We start from the raw sequence: 14,996 nt of genomic DNA on the forward strand, positions 1-14,996 counted from the left end.
CCCGACACACGAACGCCCCTACCGGAGCAAATCCATGACCGACGCCGCTCCTTCCCGCTTCGATCCGGGACAGGCAGACGCACGCTGGCAAGCCGCCTGGGACGAGGCGCGCATTTTCGAAGCCGATTCCGCCAGCGACAAGCCGAAGAGCTTCGTGCTGGAGATGTTCCCCTATCCCAGCGGGCGCATCCATATCGGCCATGTCCGCAATTACACGATGGGCGACGTACTGGCCCGCTACAAGCGGATGACCGGGCACGAGGTCCTGCATCCGATGGGTTGGGACGCCTTCGGGATGCCGGCGGAAAATGCCGCGATGGAAAAGGGCGTGCATCCCGGTGGCTGGACGCGCGACAACATCGCCAACATGCGCGCCCAGCTGAAACGGCTGGGCTTCGCGCTGGACTGGAGCCGCGAACTCGCCACGTGCGAGCCCGACTATTACGGCCACGAGCAGGCGCTCTTCATCGACTTGTATGAAGCGGGCCTGGTCTATCGCAAGCAGGCGACGGTCAACTGGGACCCGGTCGACCAGACGGTGCTGGCCAACGAACAGGTGATCGACGGCAAGGGCTGGCGATCTGGCGCGGAGGTCGAGAAGCGCAAGCTCGACCAGTGGTTTCTCAAGATCACCGACTTCGCCGACGAGCTGCTCGACGGGCTGGATGGCCTGGAAAACTGGCCCGACAAGGTCCGGCTGATGCAGGAAAACTGGATCGGCAAAAGCCAGGGCCTGCAATTCGCCTTCGACTTGTCGAACGGCGAGAAATGCGAGGTCTATTCGACGCGGCCCGACACGATTTTCGGGGCCAGCTTCGTGGCTGTCGCCCCCGATCATCATATCGCGCAGGCCGCGGCCGCGACCAAAGAAGATGCGGCCGACTTCATCGCGCTGTGCAAGCGCGGCGGGACCACGGCTGCCGATCTGGAAACGGCCGAGAAGCTGGGTTTTGATACCGGAATCACGGCGAAGCATCCCTTCACCGGCAAGCCGTTGCCTGTCTTCATCGCCAATTTCGTGCTGATGGAATACGGCACCGGGGCCGTCATGGGCGTGCCGGGCCATGACCAGCGCGATATCGAGTTCGCGCGCAAATACGACCTGCCGGTCATCCGCGTCGTCGCCTCCGAACCGTCGCAGGCCGATGCGCCGATGGGCGACGAGGCGGAGGCCGGCGACGGGATTATCGTCAATTCCGACTTCCTCGACGGTATGGACGTGGAGGCTGCAAAGGCCGACGTCATTGCCCGCGCACAAAACGCCGGCTGGGGCGAAGGCAAGACCGTCTGGCGCCTGCGCGACTGGGGCGTATCGCGCCAGCGGTACTGGGGCACGCCGATCCCCTTCGTCCACTGCGACACATGCGGCGTCGTGCCGGTGGCGAAGGAAAGCCTGCCGGTCGAACTGCCCGAGGACGTGGATTTCGAGACGCCCGGCAACCCGCTGGTCCGCCATCCCACCTGGAAGCAGACGACCTGCCCCAACTGCGGCGGCGCGGCGGAGCGGGAGACCGATACGCTCGACACGTTCGTCGATTCCAGCTGGTATTTCCTGCGTTTCGCCAGCCAGCCCGACGACAAGCCGTTCGACCGCGAGGAAGCCGCCAAATGGCTCCCGGTGGAGCAATATATCGGCGGGATCGAGCATGCGATCCTCCACCTGCTCTACGCCCGGTTCTGGACCCGCGCGCTGGCGCATATCGGGCTGATCGACTTCCGGGAGCCTTTCTCCAGCCTGTTCACGCAAGGCATGGTCACGCACGAGACGTACCAGCTGGGCGATGGCAGCTACCTGTCGCCGGACGAGGTCCGCAAGGATGGCAGCGACTGGATCCGCGTGGAAGACGGCGCGCCGGTGACCGCGGGCCGCGTCATCAAGATGTCCAAGTCGAAGAAGAACGTCATCGACCCGGACACGATCGTCGCCCGTTATGGCGCAGATGCGGTGCGCTGGTTCATGCTCAGCGACAGTCCGCCCGAACGCGACCTGCCCTGGTCGGAAAGCGGGATCGAGGGCTGCTGGCGCTTCGTCCAGCGCGCATGGCGGCTGTTCGGCCAGTACGACGCCGGTGCGACCGGCGATGACAAGGCGCTGGGACGCAAGATGCACCAGGCGGTGGCCGCAGTGGCCGAGGATATCGAGGCGCTGTCCTTCAACAAGGCGGTGGCCCGTATCTACGAACTGGCGAGCGCCATCGAGAAAGCCGATGCAAGCGCCACGCGCAGCGAGGCGATCCGCGCGCTGTTGCTACTGACCGCGCCGATGATGCCGCATCTGGCCGAAGAAGGCTGGACGGTGATCGGCGACGAGGGGCTTGCTTCCGAGGCTGCATGGCCCGAGGTCGACGAAGCCATGCTGGTCGAGGACGAGGTCACCATCGCTGTCCAGCACAAGGGCAAGCTGCGCGACACGCTGACCGTCGCCAAGGGCCTGCCGAAGGACGAGATGGAGGCGCTCGCGCTGGCGTCCGAGAACGTGCAGCGTTCGATCGACGGGGCCGAGATACGAAAGGTCATTGTCGTTCCCGACCGGCTGGTGAATATCGTTACCTGATGCGAAGCGCTCCGCTCCTTTCCGCCCTTGTCGCACTCTCCATGCTGCCCGCTTGCAGCCTGCAACCGCTTTACGCAGGCGGACCGCAGGGTGCGGCCGGGCAGGTCCTCGGAAGTGTCGACGTCGCACCGATCCCGGGCCGCGCCGGGTGGCTGGTGGCGAACGAACTGCGCGATCGCCTGTCCGCGGGCGAAGCCGGGACCGGCGCGGCGCGCTACCGGCTCGACGTCCGGCTGGATGACGAACTGGAAGGCTTCGGCCTGCTGGGCGACGATACGATCGGGCGCGAAAGGCGCACCCTTCGCGCGCGCTACCAGCTCGTGGATACGGCGACCGATACCATCGTGCTGGACGCGACGGCCGGGTCCGATGTCGGCATCGACGTGGTGTCGAGCGAGTATGCCGTCATCGCCGCCGAACAGACCGCGCTCGAGCGGCTGGCGGGGGAAGTGGCCGACCGCGTCGTGACCCGCCTGGCCCTGATGGGCCGCGCTGCCGGGGAGGCGGGCGGCGAATGAGGCCGGCATGAGCAAGGCCCGGCCATGAAGGTCAACCAGTCGGCCTTTCCCGGCAAGGCCCGCAGTGCCGCTGCGCAGTGCCGGACATTCTTTTTCTGCGGACCGGACGAGGCGGGTTCCAGCGCGGCGGCGGCTCAGATCCATTCCCTGCTCCCTGATCCCGGCGAGCGGATCGAACTGGCCGGTGCCGACATCAAGCGCGACCCGGTCCTGCTGTCGGACGAGGCGCGCTCCAGTTCGCTGTTCGGCGACAGCCGCCACATCTATGTCCGCGCCACGGGCGAGGAAGCGCATGATGCGCTGAAAATCCACCTGGAGGGGGAAGGCGACGCCTGCCCGGTGCTGATCGTCGCGACATCCGCCACCGACAAGTCGCGCACGGCAAAGCTGCTCGCGAACCGCGACGATTCGCTGGTCGCGATGTTCTATCCGCCCGACCTTCGCTCCATGACCGGGACCGTGCGCGATCTGGCCGACCGGGCCGGGCTGCGGCTGGAAGGCGACATGGCGGAGCGCATCGCCCGTGCCTCGGGCCTCGACCAGCGGCTTGCCGCAGCAGAGATCGAGAAACTGTCCGTCTATCTCGACAGCGCGCAGGACCGGCCGGCCGCCGTGACCCGCGATGTATGGGACGACATCGGCGCGAAGACGGAAGAGGACGGGTTCATGCCGATCGTCAACGTCGCGCTATCGGGCCGCCCCGCGGCGCTGCCTGCAGAAATCGCGCGTATGGAAGCGACCGGAACCAACCCCGTCACCGTCCTTCTCGCGATAGAGCGGCGCGTCGCGCAGCTTTCGCAGCTTGCGGCGCGGCTGGGGCGCAGCAACGACGTGTCGGGCTTCGTCGCGTCGGAGAAGCAGGCGCGGCGCATCTTCTTCAAGGAAGCGCGGGATATAGAAGAGCAGCTGACGACCTGGCGGGGGGCCAATCTCGACCGGCTCGTCGCGCGCCTGACTGCCCTTCACCGCAAAATGCTTTCCAATAGTCAGCAGGCGGGAACACTGCTACGCCACGAATTGACGCAGATCGCGCGCGTAGGGGCGCGCGGTCGGGGCAGGTCGTAATCCTGGTGCCGCATCGGGAGCGGACCGGCGGTTTTCAAATGGTGAAAAGCAGGCAGCCTGGCGAAAAGCCAGCGGCGGGACAGCATCCAGGCAGTCCGGATCGGTACGGTGCACGCGTGTCGACCCTGCCGCTGGCAGACGATCCCGAAAAACGGCGTCTGCGCGCCTATCTCGTCTTCATACTGCTCGACGTCGCTATCCTGATTGCAGCTTTCGCTGTTTCCGGTGTCGTGAGAGAGGGGCGATTTGCTGCCCCGGCGGCCATGATGCAGGGGGAACTGACCTTACCCCTGTTCCTGACAATCGCGCTCTACAATCGGGTTTATTCGATGCGGGCGATCAGAAGGGCATTCGCAGCCTGAAGAACGGTTTTCAGGACCACGGCGAGCAGGATCGCTGCGCCCAGCACGGTGACCGCGGAGGATCTGCCTGCGCTACCCGGGAAAAGGCCGGTCATGGCGACGAGCGAACCGAACGGCTCGGGCAGGGTGCCTGCCTCCTCCAGCGCCAGCAACAGGGCCGCAACCGGTATGATGAGGCCGATGCCCACGCCTTCCAGCAAGCTGACCGCGAGGCCCAGGAGCAGGACCAGCGGCCACGCCCCGGGCCCTGGTCAGCCTGCCCAGCGCCGTTCGGCCTGTCATGATCGAGAGATTACCGGCAATCGCACGCCTTCATAGGCGCAAGGTCGCCACCATGCGAGGTTTACGATAAAAACCACATATCGCGCCGAATTCCGGCAATCTTCCAGACAGAGCCATCCCCATGGGGACACACAGCCCGACCAATGATGCCGAGATGACGGTGGCCATCGTCGTCACCGCGTATAATCACGCGCGCTTCCTGTCCGATGCGCTCGGCAGCATTGCCGCGCAGACCCTGTCGCCGGCAGAAGTCGTGGTGATCGACGACGGTTCGCACGACGCGCCCGAGAAGGTGTCCCGCGATTATGACTTCGTCCGGCTGGTCCGGACAGAGAACCGCGGACTGGCGGCTGCGCGCAACCGCGGGCTTGCCGAGATCGAGACCGATGCGGCCGTGTTCCTCGACGCCGACGACATTCTCTATCCCGAAGCCTTGCGCACCGGGCGTGGCGGGATGGAGAGCGGCAATCAGCGAGCTTGCATGGAGCGACCGGCCCGATATTCCTGCGCGTCATGCATGGAGTGACCGAACACGCCTGATGTGCATTGCACCGCGCCTCACCCCGCCCGCGGCGCCGAGGGCGCTGGCGGTCCGCCTGCTGCCGCAGCGCGCTGCCGACTGGCTACGGCGGATCAACCGGCGGCCCCTCGATCCTCCGGTGGGCGCCATCGACATGGGCGATCTTGGCCGGATAGCCCCGGTCAGCGCCGATTTCGGTTTTGCCCGCGGCACGCCGGTGGACAGGCTCTATATCGAACGCTTCCTCGGCGAACACGGGGAAGCGATCGGGGGCCGGGTGCTCGAGATAGGCAGCGATGCCTACAGCGCGCGTTTCGGGAGCGGTATCGGGCGGCAGGATACGATCTCCGTCGACCCGGCCGAGAACCCGACCATAGCGGGCGACTTGCTGGCGCCCGGCACCCTGCCGGCGGCCGCTTTCGACTGCGCCGGGGTTACGCAGACCCTGCACCTGTTCTACGACATGCCGCCGGCGGTGAAGCGGCTGCATGACAGCCTCGTCCCCGGCGGGACCATGCTGGCTACCGTGCCCGGCATCAGTCCGGTCATGCCGGAGGCGAATCACGACTGGTACTGGTCGCTCACCGGCATGGCGGCGGAGCGATTGTTCTGCGATGTCTTCGGGGAAGGCGCGTTGGAGGTTCAGGTGTTCGGCAACGCCTTTGCCGCGACCTGCTTCCTGCAAGGCATCGCGCAGGAAGATATCGGGGAAGGCTGGCTCGACCCGGTCGATCCCCCCCTATCCCGTCATCGTCGCGGTAAAGGCCGTCCGGCACGCCTGAACGGCGGAACCATCAGTCCGGAACGTTGAACGTGCCCGATACCCGGCCATTGCCGCCGGTCGATACCGACGGTTCACCCGTGACCGGACTGGAGCCCGAAGCACTGCCATCGACGCTGGAAATGCCGCTCTGCAAGTCGATCGTCAGGCGGCCGCCATTGAGCGTGTCTCCGCCGCGGTTCAGGCGGACATTGCCGGCCATCGTGATGATCCGGCGATTGAAGTCGTACACCGCGACCTCGCCCGAGGCGCGCTCGTTGCCACGCGTGACCGTCACGCCGCCGGTCGCCGTGATGCGCTGGATGGACAGGCTGCCCGCGTCCGAATAATTCACGACGGTCCGCCCTGCGCGCAGGGTCAGCGCGGCCTGGCTGATGACGACATTCCCGGCCAGGACGACGCGGTTCTGGCGGTCCTGCAGCTCCAGCCGGTCGGCGGCATAGCTGACAGGGGCATTGGAATTATGGCTGGCGATCGCCTGCGCATTGAGCTGTATTCCCGCGGCGAGCACGAGGGTCGCGGCAAAGCCGAATGCAGCCGAACGGATGGCCGTTCCTGCCAGTTGCTTGCCTTGATGGCTCATTGCATGCTCCTCAGTGCGCCCGGCTCCATGCGCAGGCGCGCATTGCCGGTCAAGGTCACGGTTCTTTCGGGCAGGTCGACGCGCAGGGCATCGGCGGAAAAGGTGCCGGCAGGAATTTCCCCCTCGACCCCTCCGCTGCCGACCAGCTGCCGTTCGCCAAGATCGATGGATACGCCGCGTGCGGCGAGCCGATAACCGTCGGCCGCTGCCAGCTGCAGGGTTCCGTTCACGTCGACCAGATCGTCGCGGATCATGTATTCGCCGCCTTCCGCCCGCAGGCTGGCCGGGCCTTCCGGCAGCAGGAGCCGGGCCACCAGCATGTCGAGGCGCAAAATGCCCTCCTCGCTCGATTGCTGGACCGCCTCGTCCGCGGTGAGCGAGAAGGGGCGTCCGCGATTGTCGGAGCCGCGATACATCGCGTTGTCGACCCGCAGCCTTTCGTCGATCACGGCAACCTTGTCCCGGTCCAGCAGGAAGCTGACTTCGCCCCGCGGGGCCAGCGGAATGACGATCATCAACGCGGCCAGGACACCGACGCCCATGGGCAGGGCCACTGCGAGCAGCCGCACCAGCCGGTCATGGAATCCGCCCGGCGCGGCGAATCGTCTTCGCCCGCGCCGCAGCGCCTTGGATTCCTGGCTGTCGATGCGTTCGCTCATGCGGGGGTGCTATCAGCCTTCGTGGCTGAACAGGTCCTTGTTCTCCCAGCCCATCAGGTCCAGCCGGGCGCGGGTGGGCAGGAAATCGAAAGCGGCCTGCGCGATTTCGGTGCGACCTTCGCGTTCGAGGCGGGTTTCCAGTTCGTCCTTCATCCGGTGAAGGAAACGCACGTCGCTGGCGGCGTAATCGCGCTGCGCATCGTTGATGACCGGGCCGCCCCAGTCGCTCGACTGCTGCTGCTTGGAAATGCTTTCGCCCAGGAGGTCCTCGACCAGGTTCTTCAAGCCGTGGCGATCGGTGAAGGTACGCACCAGCTTGCTCGCGATCTTGGTGCAGAAGACGGGCGAGGCATCGACGCCAAGGTAATGCTCGATCGCCGCCAGGTCGAACCGGGCGAAATGGTACAGCTTTACCCGCGAACGGTCGGCAAGGAGCGCCTTCAGGTTGGGCGCATCGTAGGAACTGCCGGGATTGAAGCGCACGAGATGTTCGTCCGGGCCGCCGTCGCTGATCTGGACGATGCACAGGCGGTCGCGCCGGGTGACGAGACCCATGGTCTCCGTATCGACAGCGAGCGGGGCGTCGCCCTGCAGGACGCCTGCGGGAAGGTCTTCTTCGTGAAAATGTACAGCCATAGACAAGCGCTCCTAGGCCCATCGGGGATTGAGGGAAAGGGTGCATGGCGCGTTGCGGGCAAGGGGACTAGCGTGCCGGATTATGACCGAGGCCATACCCGATAGCTGGCGCGCAGCCCTCGCCCCCGCGTTGGCGAGCGACGAGGCACGGCGGCTGGGCGAATGGCTGCGAGCAGAGGAAGCGGGGGGGAAGGCCGTTCATCCCCCGCGCGGCAGCCGGCTGCGCGCCTTGGAGCTGACTCCCTTGGAGGAAGTGCGGGCGGTAATCCTGGGGCAGGATCCCTATCACGGGCCGGGGCAGGCCCACGGCCTCGCCTTCAGCGTGCCGGATGGCGTGAAAGTGCCGCCGTCGCTGCGCAATATCTACAAGGAATTGCACGAGGATCTGGGGATCGCACCGCCTCCCCACGGCAATCTGGAACACTGGGCACGGGAAGGCGTGTTGCTCCTCAATACCAGCCTGACGGTGGAGGAGGCGAAGGCGGGCAGCCATGCGGGGCGCGGCTGGGAAACCATTACCGATGCCGCGATCACGGCCGTGGCACAGCGCGCGGCGCCGACCGTATTCCTGCTATGGGGCGCGCATGCGCAGAAGAAGCTGCGCGATATCCCGGCCCTGTCCGCCCCGCACCATCTCGTGATCCAGTCCCCGCATCCCAGCCCGCTTTCGGCGCGGCGCGGATTTTTCGGCTCGCGCCCTTTCAGCCGCGCCAATGCCTTCTTAAAGGCGCAAGGGCGCGGGATCATCGACTGGAGTGCGCTTTAGCAATCAGCGCGGCAGCGACGTTGCACCCATCAATGCCTCGTCCACGGCGCGCGCGGCCTGGCGTCCTTCGCGGATCGCCCATACGACCAGGCTCTGGCCCCGGCGCATGTCGCCGCAGGCGAAGATGCCGGCCTCGCTGGTGGCGTAGTCTTCCGTATTGGCGGCGACATTGCCGCGCTGGTCCAGTTCCACTTCTACACGGTCGAGAAGGCCGCGTTTCTGCGGTCCGGTGAAACCCATGGCCAGCAGGATGAGATCCGCAGGCAGGGTAAACTCGCTGCCCGGAACTTCCTTGAAAGAGCCGCCTTCCCATTCGATGCGAACGCATTCGAGGCCGGTCACCGTCTCGCCGTCGCCGACGACACGCTTGGTCAGGACACCCCAATCGCGGTTGGCGCCTTCCTCGTGGCTGGACGACGTGCGCATCTTCACCGGCCAGTTCGGCCAGGTCATCGCCTTGTCTTCCTTCTCCGGCGGCTGGGGCATGATTTCCAGCTGGGTGACGCTTTTCGCGCCCTGCCGGTTCGACGTACCCACGCAGTCGGAGCCGGTATCGCCGCCGCCGATCACGATGACATCCTTACCCTCTGCCGTCAGCGTTCCGCGCGGGGCGGCGCGCACTTCGTCATCGCCGGCATTGCGCTTGTTCTGCTGGGTCAGGAATTCCATGGCGAGGCGCACCCCGGCCTTCTCCGAACCCGGTATGTCGAGCGCGCGCGCCTCTTCCGCGCCGCCTGCAAGGACGATCGCGTCGAAATTTTCGCGCAGGGCCTTCAGCGAAACCTCCACGCCGACTTCGGAACTGGTTTTGAAGATGACCCCTTCGGCTTCCATCTGCACCGCGCGGCGGTTGATCAGATGCTTCTCCATCTTGAAGTCTGGAATGCCGTAGCGCAGCAAGCCGCCGATCCGGTCGTTCTTCTCGAACACGGTGACAGCATGGCCAGCGCGGGCCAGCTGCTGCGCGCAAGCAAGGCCTGCGGGGCCCGAGCCGACGACGGCCACGGCCTTGCCGGTCTTCTTCTCCGGCACCTGCGGCGTGACCCAGCCTTCTTCCCAGCCGCGATCGATGATGGCCGCTTCGATGCTCTTGATGGTCACCGGCTCGTCGGTGATGTTGAGGGTGCAGGCCGCCTCGCACGGGGCGGGGCAGATGCGGCCCGTGAATTCGGGAAAATTGTTCGTCGAATGGAGGACGGTCAGCGCGTTCTTCCAGTCCGCCTCGTACACGAGGTGGTTCCAGTCCGGGATGATATTGTTCACCGGGCAGCCGTTGTGACAATACGGAATGCCGCAATTCATGCAGCGCGCGGCCTGCGCCTGCAATTCCTCGTCCGGCGGGGTCTTGATGAATTCCCGGTAATTGCCCAGCCGTTCCTCTGGCGCGATATAGTCCCGCTCGCGGCGCTCGATCTCGAGGAAGCCTGTTTCCTTGCCCATGATGTGAGGTCCTTATTCCGCCGCTTCCGAGGCCGCTTCGTTCCGCTCGTTCTCCAGCGTGGTGAGCGCATGGCGATAATCGGTCGGCATGACTTTTACGAATTTCGCGAGGCTGGCATCCCAGTCCTCGAGGATTGCGGCGGCGCGGGAACTGCCGGTGTGAAGCTTGTGCCGTTCGATCAGGATCTTCAGGCGGTCCGCGTCGTGGCGCAGCATGTCGCCCAGCCCGAAATCGTGGACGCTCTGCGGACGCTGGCGGGGATAGCCTGCGCCTTCCTCCTCGTTCGCGTCGGCCACGATCCGTTCCAGTTCCACCTGTGCGGGGTTCACCAGGTCGGCAAACGTGCCGTCTTCGTCGAAGACATAGGCGATGCCGCCGCTCATCCCGGCTGCGAAGTTGCGCCCGGTCTTGCCCAGGACGACGACGGCGCCGCCGGTCATGTATTCGCAGGCATGGTCGCCGGTCCCTTCGACCACCGCGATGGCGCCCGAATTGCGGACAGCGAAGCGCTCGCCCGCGACGCCTTCGAAATAGGCCTCGCCAGCGATTGCCCCATACAGGACGGTATTGCCGACGATGATGTTGCTGCCCGGTTCGCGCGGGGCGTCATCCGGTGCGCGCACGATGATGCGGCCGCCCGACAACCCCTTGCCGACATAGTCGTTGGCATCGCCGACAAGGTCGAGCGTCACGCCGTGGGCCAGCCACGCGCCGAAGCTCTGCCCCGCGACCCCGGTGAAGTTCACGCGCACGGTATCGGGACGCAGCCCCTCGTGCCCGTACTTTTCCGCGATCCTGCCCGACAGCATCGCGCCCACGGTGCGGTGGACATTGCGGATTTCGCGGTCGATCTGGACAGCCTCGCCACGTTCGATGGCAGGCGCCGCGGCAGCGATCAGCTCGTTGTCGAGCGCGGCCGCAAGCCCGTGATCCTGCGTATCGGTGTGGTGAAGCTTGCGGCCTTCCGGCAGGGCCACCTGGTGGAGCAGGCCGCCAAGGTCGACGCCGCGCGCCTTCCAGTGGCGTTCTGCACGGCGCGCATCCAGCCGGTCGACGCGCCCGACCATCTCTTCCACCGTGCGGAAGCCCATGCGTGCCATGATGGCCCGCAATTCCTCCGCGACGTAGAAGAAGTAGTTGATGACGTGTTCCGGCGTGCCGGTGAAGCGGGCCCGCAGCACGGGGTCCTGCGTCGCCACGCCGACCGGGCAGGTGTTGAGGTGGCATTTGCGCATCATGATGCAGCCCGCTGCAATCAGCGGGGCGGTCGAGAAACCGAACTCGTCCGCTCCCAGCAGCGCGCCGATGGCAACGTCGCGGCCGGTGCGAAGGCCGCCATCGACCTGCACCGCGATGCGGCTGCGAAGATCGTTCAGCAGGAGCGTCTGCTGGGTTTCGGCGAGGCCGATTTCCCACGGGGACCCGGCATGGGTCAGCGAAGTCAGCGGCGAGGCGCCCGTGCCGCCTTCATAGCCCGAAATGGTGACATGGTCGGCGCGCGCCTTCGACACGCCGGCAGCCACCGTGCCGACCCCGACTTCGGAGACGAGCTTGACCGAAATGCGGCTGGTCGGCTGCACGTTCTTCAGGTCGTGGATCAGCTGGGCCAGATCCTCGATCGAATAGATGTCATGATGCGGCGGCGGGCTGATGAGGCCCACGCCCGGCGTCGAGTGACGCACGGCGCCGATACGCTTGTCGACCTTGTGACCGGGCAGCTGGCCACCCTCGCCGGGCTTCGCGCCCTGCGCCATCTTGATCTGGATGTCGTCCGAATTGACGAGGTATTCGGTCGTCACGCCGAAGCGGCCCGATGCGACCTGCTTGATCCGGCTGCGCATGGAATCGCCGTTTTCCATCGGCGTGAAGCGGAAAGGCTCCTCGCCGCCTTCGCCGGTATTGGAGCGGCCGCCCATGCGGTTCATGGCAATCGCCATGGTCGAATGCGCCTCGTGGCTGATGGAGCCCAGGCTCATCGCGCCGGTGCTGAAACGCTTCACGATTTCCGATGCCGGCTCGACCTCGTCCAGCGGCAGGGGCGTTTCCGCTTCCTCGAATTCCAGGAGGCCGCGGATGGTCAGCAGGCGTTCCGCCTGGTTGTTGAGAGATTCGGCGAAGGAGGCGTAATTTTCGTACCCCTTCTCGTCCGGGCCGCCGCGCACGGCGTGCTGCAGCTGCGCGACATTGGTCGGGGTCCAGGCGTGATCCTCGCCCCGCAGGCGGTACTGGTAGATGCCGCCGACCTCCAGCATCTCGGTGTGCAGCGGATCGTCGCCGAAGGCGAGTTCGTGCCTGCGGATCGATTCCTCGGCCACTTCCTTCAGACCGATACCCTCGATCGTGGTCGCGGTGCCGGTGAAATAGCTGTCGATGAACGCGCTCGACAGGCCGACCGCGTCGAATATCTGGGCCCCGCAATAGGACTGGTAGGTGCTGATGCCCATCTTGGACATGACCTTGCGGATGCCCTTGCCGATGGCTTTCACGTAATTGCCCTCGACCTGTGCAGGCGTCAGGTCCGGATGGCGTTTTTCGCGCAGGTTCTCCAGCGTCTCAAAGGCAAGATAGGGATTGATTGCCTCTGCGCCGTAGCCTGCCAGGACGCAGTAATGATGGACCTCGCGCGCCTCGCCCGTCTCGACGACCAGGCCGGTCTGCATGCGCAGGCCCTGCCGCACCAGGTGGTGATGCACGGCGGCGGTCGCGAGGGCCGCGGGCAGGGGCACCCGGCCCTCGCTCATCGCGCGGTCGGACAGGATCAGGATATTGGCGTCCTGCAGCACGGCTTCGGTCGCCGCCCAGCACATTTCCTTGATCGCCAGTTCGACGCCGGCGCTGCCGCTGGCCGCGTCCCAGGTGGTGTCGACGGTGGCGGTCCGGAACGCGCCGTCCAGCGACGTCTCGACGGAACGGATCTTGGCTAGGTCGGCATTGGTCAGGATCGGCTGGCTGACCTCGAGCCGCTTGTGCGTGCCGGCATCCATGCCGAGCAGGTTCGGGCGCGGCCCGATCATCGACAGCAGACTCATCACCAGCTCCTCGCGGATCGGGTCGATCGGCGGGTTGGTGACCTGTGCGAAGTTCTGCTTGAAATAATCGTAGAGCAGACGGCTCTTGTCCGACAGCACGGCGATCGGCGTATCCGTACCCATCGACCCCAGCGGATCGTCGGCATTTACGGCCATTGGCTCGAGGAAGCGACTGATGTCTTCCTGCGTATATCCGAACGCCTGCTGCGCCTGCAGTAAGGTCGGTGTTTCCATGTTCTCGTCCTGCGGCAACTGGGCGAATTCGGGATCGACGATGTCGAGGTCTTCCAGCTTGTACTGGGCGGTTTCCAGCCACTCGGCATAGGGCTTGTCGGCCGATAGCTGGTCCTTGAGCTCGGCATCCTCGATGATGCGGCCTTCCTGCAGGTCGATCAGCAGCATCTTGCCGGGCTGCAGGCGCCATTTGCGCGTGATGTCCGCATCGTCGAACGGCAGCACGCCGCTTTCCGAGGCGAGGCAGATGAGATCGTCCTTCGTCACGCAGAAGCGCGCCGGGCGCAGGCCGTTGCGGTCCAGCGTCGCGCCGATCTGGCGCCCGTCGGTAAAGGCCACCGCGGCAGGGCCGTCCCACGGTTCCATCAGGGCAGCGTGATATTCGTAGAATGCGCGGCGCGACGGATCCATCTGCGTGTTCTTCGCCCATGCCTCCGGCATCAGCATCATCATCGCGTGGGCCAGGCTGTACCCGCCGGCCAGCAGCAGCTCCAGCGCGTTGTCGAGGCAGGCGGTATCCGACTGGCCGTGCGGAATCAGCGGCCACATCTTGTCGAGGTCCGGTCCCAGCGCGGCGCTTTCCATCGTGCGGCGGCGCGCGTTCATCCAGTTCACATTGCCGCGAACGGTGTTGATTTCCCCGTTATGCGCCATGAAGCGATAGGGGTGGGCAAGCCGCCAGCTGGGGAAGGTGTTGGTGCTGAAGCGCTGGTGGACGAGACCGAGCGCGGAGACGCAGTCCTCGTCCCGCAGATCGTCGTAGAACGAACCGACCTGGTTCGCCAGCAGCAGGCCCTTATACACGATGGTTCGCGCGTTGAAGCTAGGAATATAGGTCTGGGTGAGGCCCGGCAGGTCGTGTTTTTCCGCCAGCATGGACAGGGGATTGAGCGTCTGTTTGCGGATGACGACCAGCTTGCGTTCGAACGCGGCTTCGTCGGCGCAGTTCGCCCCGCGGCCGACAATGCACTGGCGGATGACCGGCATCGAATCGATAACGGCCTTGCCCAGCCCGTCCATCGTCAGGGGCACGTCGCGCCAGCCGATGACGCTCTGCCCTTCCTTCTCGACGAACCGCTCGAGCCGCTCGGTCACGAATTCGCGCGCGGCATCGTCCTGCGGCAGGAAGCACATGGCGACGCCGTACTCCCCGCGCACGGGCAGGTCCTTGCCATGCTTTTCCGCCCATTTGCGGATGAGGGGATCGGGGATCTGCAGCAGGATGCCGGCGCCATCGCCCAGCAGGGGATCGGCCCCGACCGCACCGCGGTGATCGAGATTGGCGAGGATTTCCAGCGCCTGTTTGACGATCCCGTGGCTCCGTTCACCCTTGATATGCGCGATAAAGCCGACACCGCAGGCGTCGTGTTCGTTGCGCGGATCGTAAAGGCCCTGCGAAGCGGGGTTCGTCATAAAAACAGTCCTGTCAGATGCCGCGTTGCCACACCTTTCGGCGTGAACGCGGCAATGAAGCACGCGTTTCGCAGGCTGCGCCTGATACGAAACTGTCGCGAAACCTTCTTGTGACGACAGGATATGTTTTTTGCAAGTGCGAAGGCGCGAACG

13 protein-coding genes are annotated in these 14,996 nt (G+C 65.6%); 7 read left to right on the forward strand and 6 right to left on the reverse strand.

From position 1 onward, the window contains the following. Positions 1-34 precede the first annotated feature (34 nt). The 4 genes from leuS to PF049_03125 all read left to right on the forward strand — a co-directional run bounded on the left by leuS (position 35) and on the right by PF049_03125 (position 4,499). Positions 35-2,554 (forward strand): leucine--tRNA ligase, encoded by a 2,520-nt coding sequence (gene leuS / locus PF049_03110; GenBank protein ID WBY17164.1) that lies wholly within the window; start codon positions 35-37, stop codon positions 2,552-2,554. Further along, a complete protein-coding gene (gene lptE, locus PF049_03115; protein ID WBY17165.1) occupies positions 2,554-3,072 on the forward strand; it encodes an LPS assembly lipoprotein LptE in 519 nt (172 codons plus the stop codon). The genes leuS and lptE overlap by 1 nt, the downstream gene beginning before the upstream one ends. Positions 3,073-3,096: 24 nt before the next feature. Continuing rightward, a complete protein-coding gene (locus PF049_03120; protein WBY17166.1) occupies positions 3,097-4,137 on the forward strand; it encodes a DNA polymerase III subunit delta in 1,041 nt (346 codons plus the stop codon). Between the two features lie 116 nt (positions 4,138-4,253). Continuing rightward, positions 4,254-4,499 carry a hypothetical protein gene (locus PF049_03125; protein WBY17167.1) on the forward strand — a complete coding sequence of 82 codons (246 nt, stop codon included), beginning with the start codon at positions 4,254-4,256 and terminating at the stop codon, positions 4,497-4,499. Here PF049_03125 and PF049_03130 read toward each other — a convergent pair. Then, positions 4,460-4,699 (reverse strand): hypothetical protein, encoded by a 240-nt coding sequence (locus PF049_03130; GenBank protein ID WBY17168.1) that lies wholly within the window; start codon positions 4,697-4,699, stop codon positions 4,460-4,462. The genes PF049_03125 and PF049_03130 overlap by 40 nt on opposite strands. Positions 4,700-4,902: 203 nt before the next feature. On the opposite strand from PF049_03130, the gene PF049_03135 reads away from it, so the two are divergent. Next, the gene (locus tag PF049_03135) at positions 4,903-5,307 is read left to right on the forward strand and encodes a glycosyltransferase family A protein (protein WBY17169.1); all 405 of its coding nucleotides are present in this window, start codon (positions 4,903-4,905) and stop codon (positions 5,305-5,307) included. A 13-nt stretch (positions 5,308-5,320) separates the two neighbouring features. Continuing rightward, positions 5,321-6,112, forward strand: coding sequence for a hypothetical protein (locus PF049_03140; GenBank protein WBY17170.1), 792 nt, complete (start codon positions 5,321-5,323; stop codon positions 6,110-6,112). Here PF049_03140 and PF049_03145 read toward each other — a convergent pair. Genes PF049_03145 through PF049_03155 form a run of 3 tightly spaced genes read right to left on the reverse strand, consistent with a single transcriptional unit; the run spans position 6,096 to position 7,960 of the window. Further along, a complete protein-coding gene (locus PF049_03145) occupies positions 6,096-6,665 on the reverse strand; it encodes an LptA/OstA family protein (GenBank protein ID WBY17171.1) in 570 nt (189 codons plus the stop codon). The two genes, PF049_03140 and PF049_03145, sit on opposite strands and share 17 nt — an antisense overlap. Continuing rightward, positions 6,662-7,324: an LPS export ABC transporter periplasmic protein LptC gene (locus PF049_03150; protein ID WBY17172.1), complete on the reverse strand. Its 663-nt coding sequence runs from the start codon at positions 7,322-7,324 to the stop codon at positions 6,662-6,664. Before PF049_03150 ends, PF049_03145 begins: the two co-directional genes overlap by 4 nt. Before the next feature lie 12 nt (positions 7,325-7,336). Beyond that, the gene (locus PF049_03155) at positions 7,337-7,960 is read right to left on the reverse strand and encodes a ribonuclease D (GenBank protein WBY17173.1); all 624 of its coding nucleotides are present in this window, start codon (positions 7,958-7,960) and stop codon (positions 7,337-7,339) included. Positions 7,961-8,042: 82 nt separating this feature from the next. Here PF049_03155 and PF049_03160 point away from each other — a divergent pair, with 82 nt between their 5' ends. Next, complete coding sequence (locus tag PF049_03160; GenBank protein WBY17174.1) at positions 8,043-8,726, forward strand: uracil-DNA glycosylase; 684 nt, start codon at positions 8,043-8,045, stop codon at positions 8,724-8,726. 3 nt (positions 8,727-8,729) lie between these two features. On the opposite strand, the gene PF049_03165 is transcribed toward PF049_03160, so the two are convergent. Next, complete coding sequence (locus PF049_03165) at positions 8,730-10,166, reverse strand: glutamate synthase subunit beta (protein ID WBY17175.1); 1,437 nt, start codon at positions 10,164-10,166, stop codon at positions 8,730-8,732. A 12-nt stretch (positions 10,167-10,178) separates the two neighbouring features. Beyond that, positions 10,179-14,843: a glutamate synthase large subunit gene (gene gltB, locus PF049_03170; GenBank protein WBY17176.1), complete on the reverse strand. Its 4,665-nt coding sequence runs from the start codon at positions 14,841-14,843 to the stop codon at positions 10,179-10,181. Between the last annotated feature and the right edge of the window lie 153 nt (positions 14,844-14,996).

This window comes from Erythrobacteraceae bacterium WH01K (assembly GCA_027941995.1).
Classification (GTDB): domain Bacteria; phylum Pseudomonadota; class Alphaproteobacteria; order Sphingomonadales; family Sphingomonadaceae; genus CAJXSN01.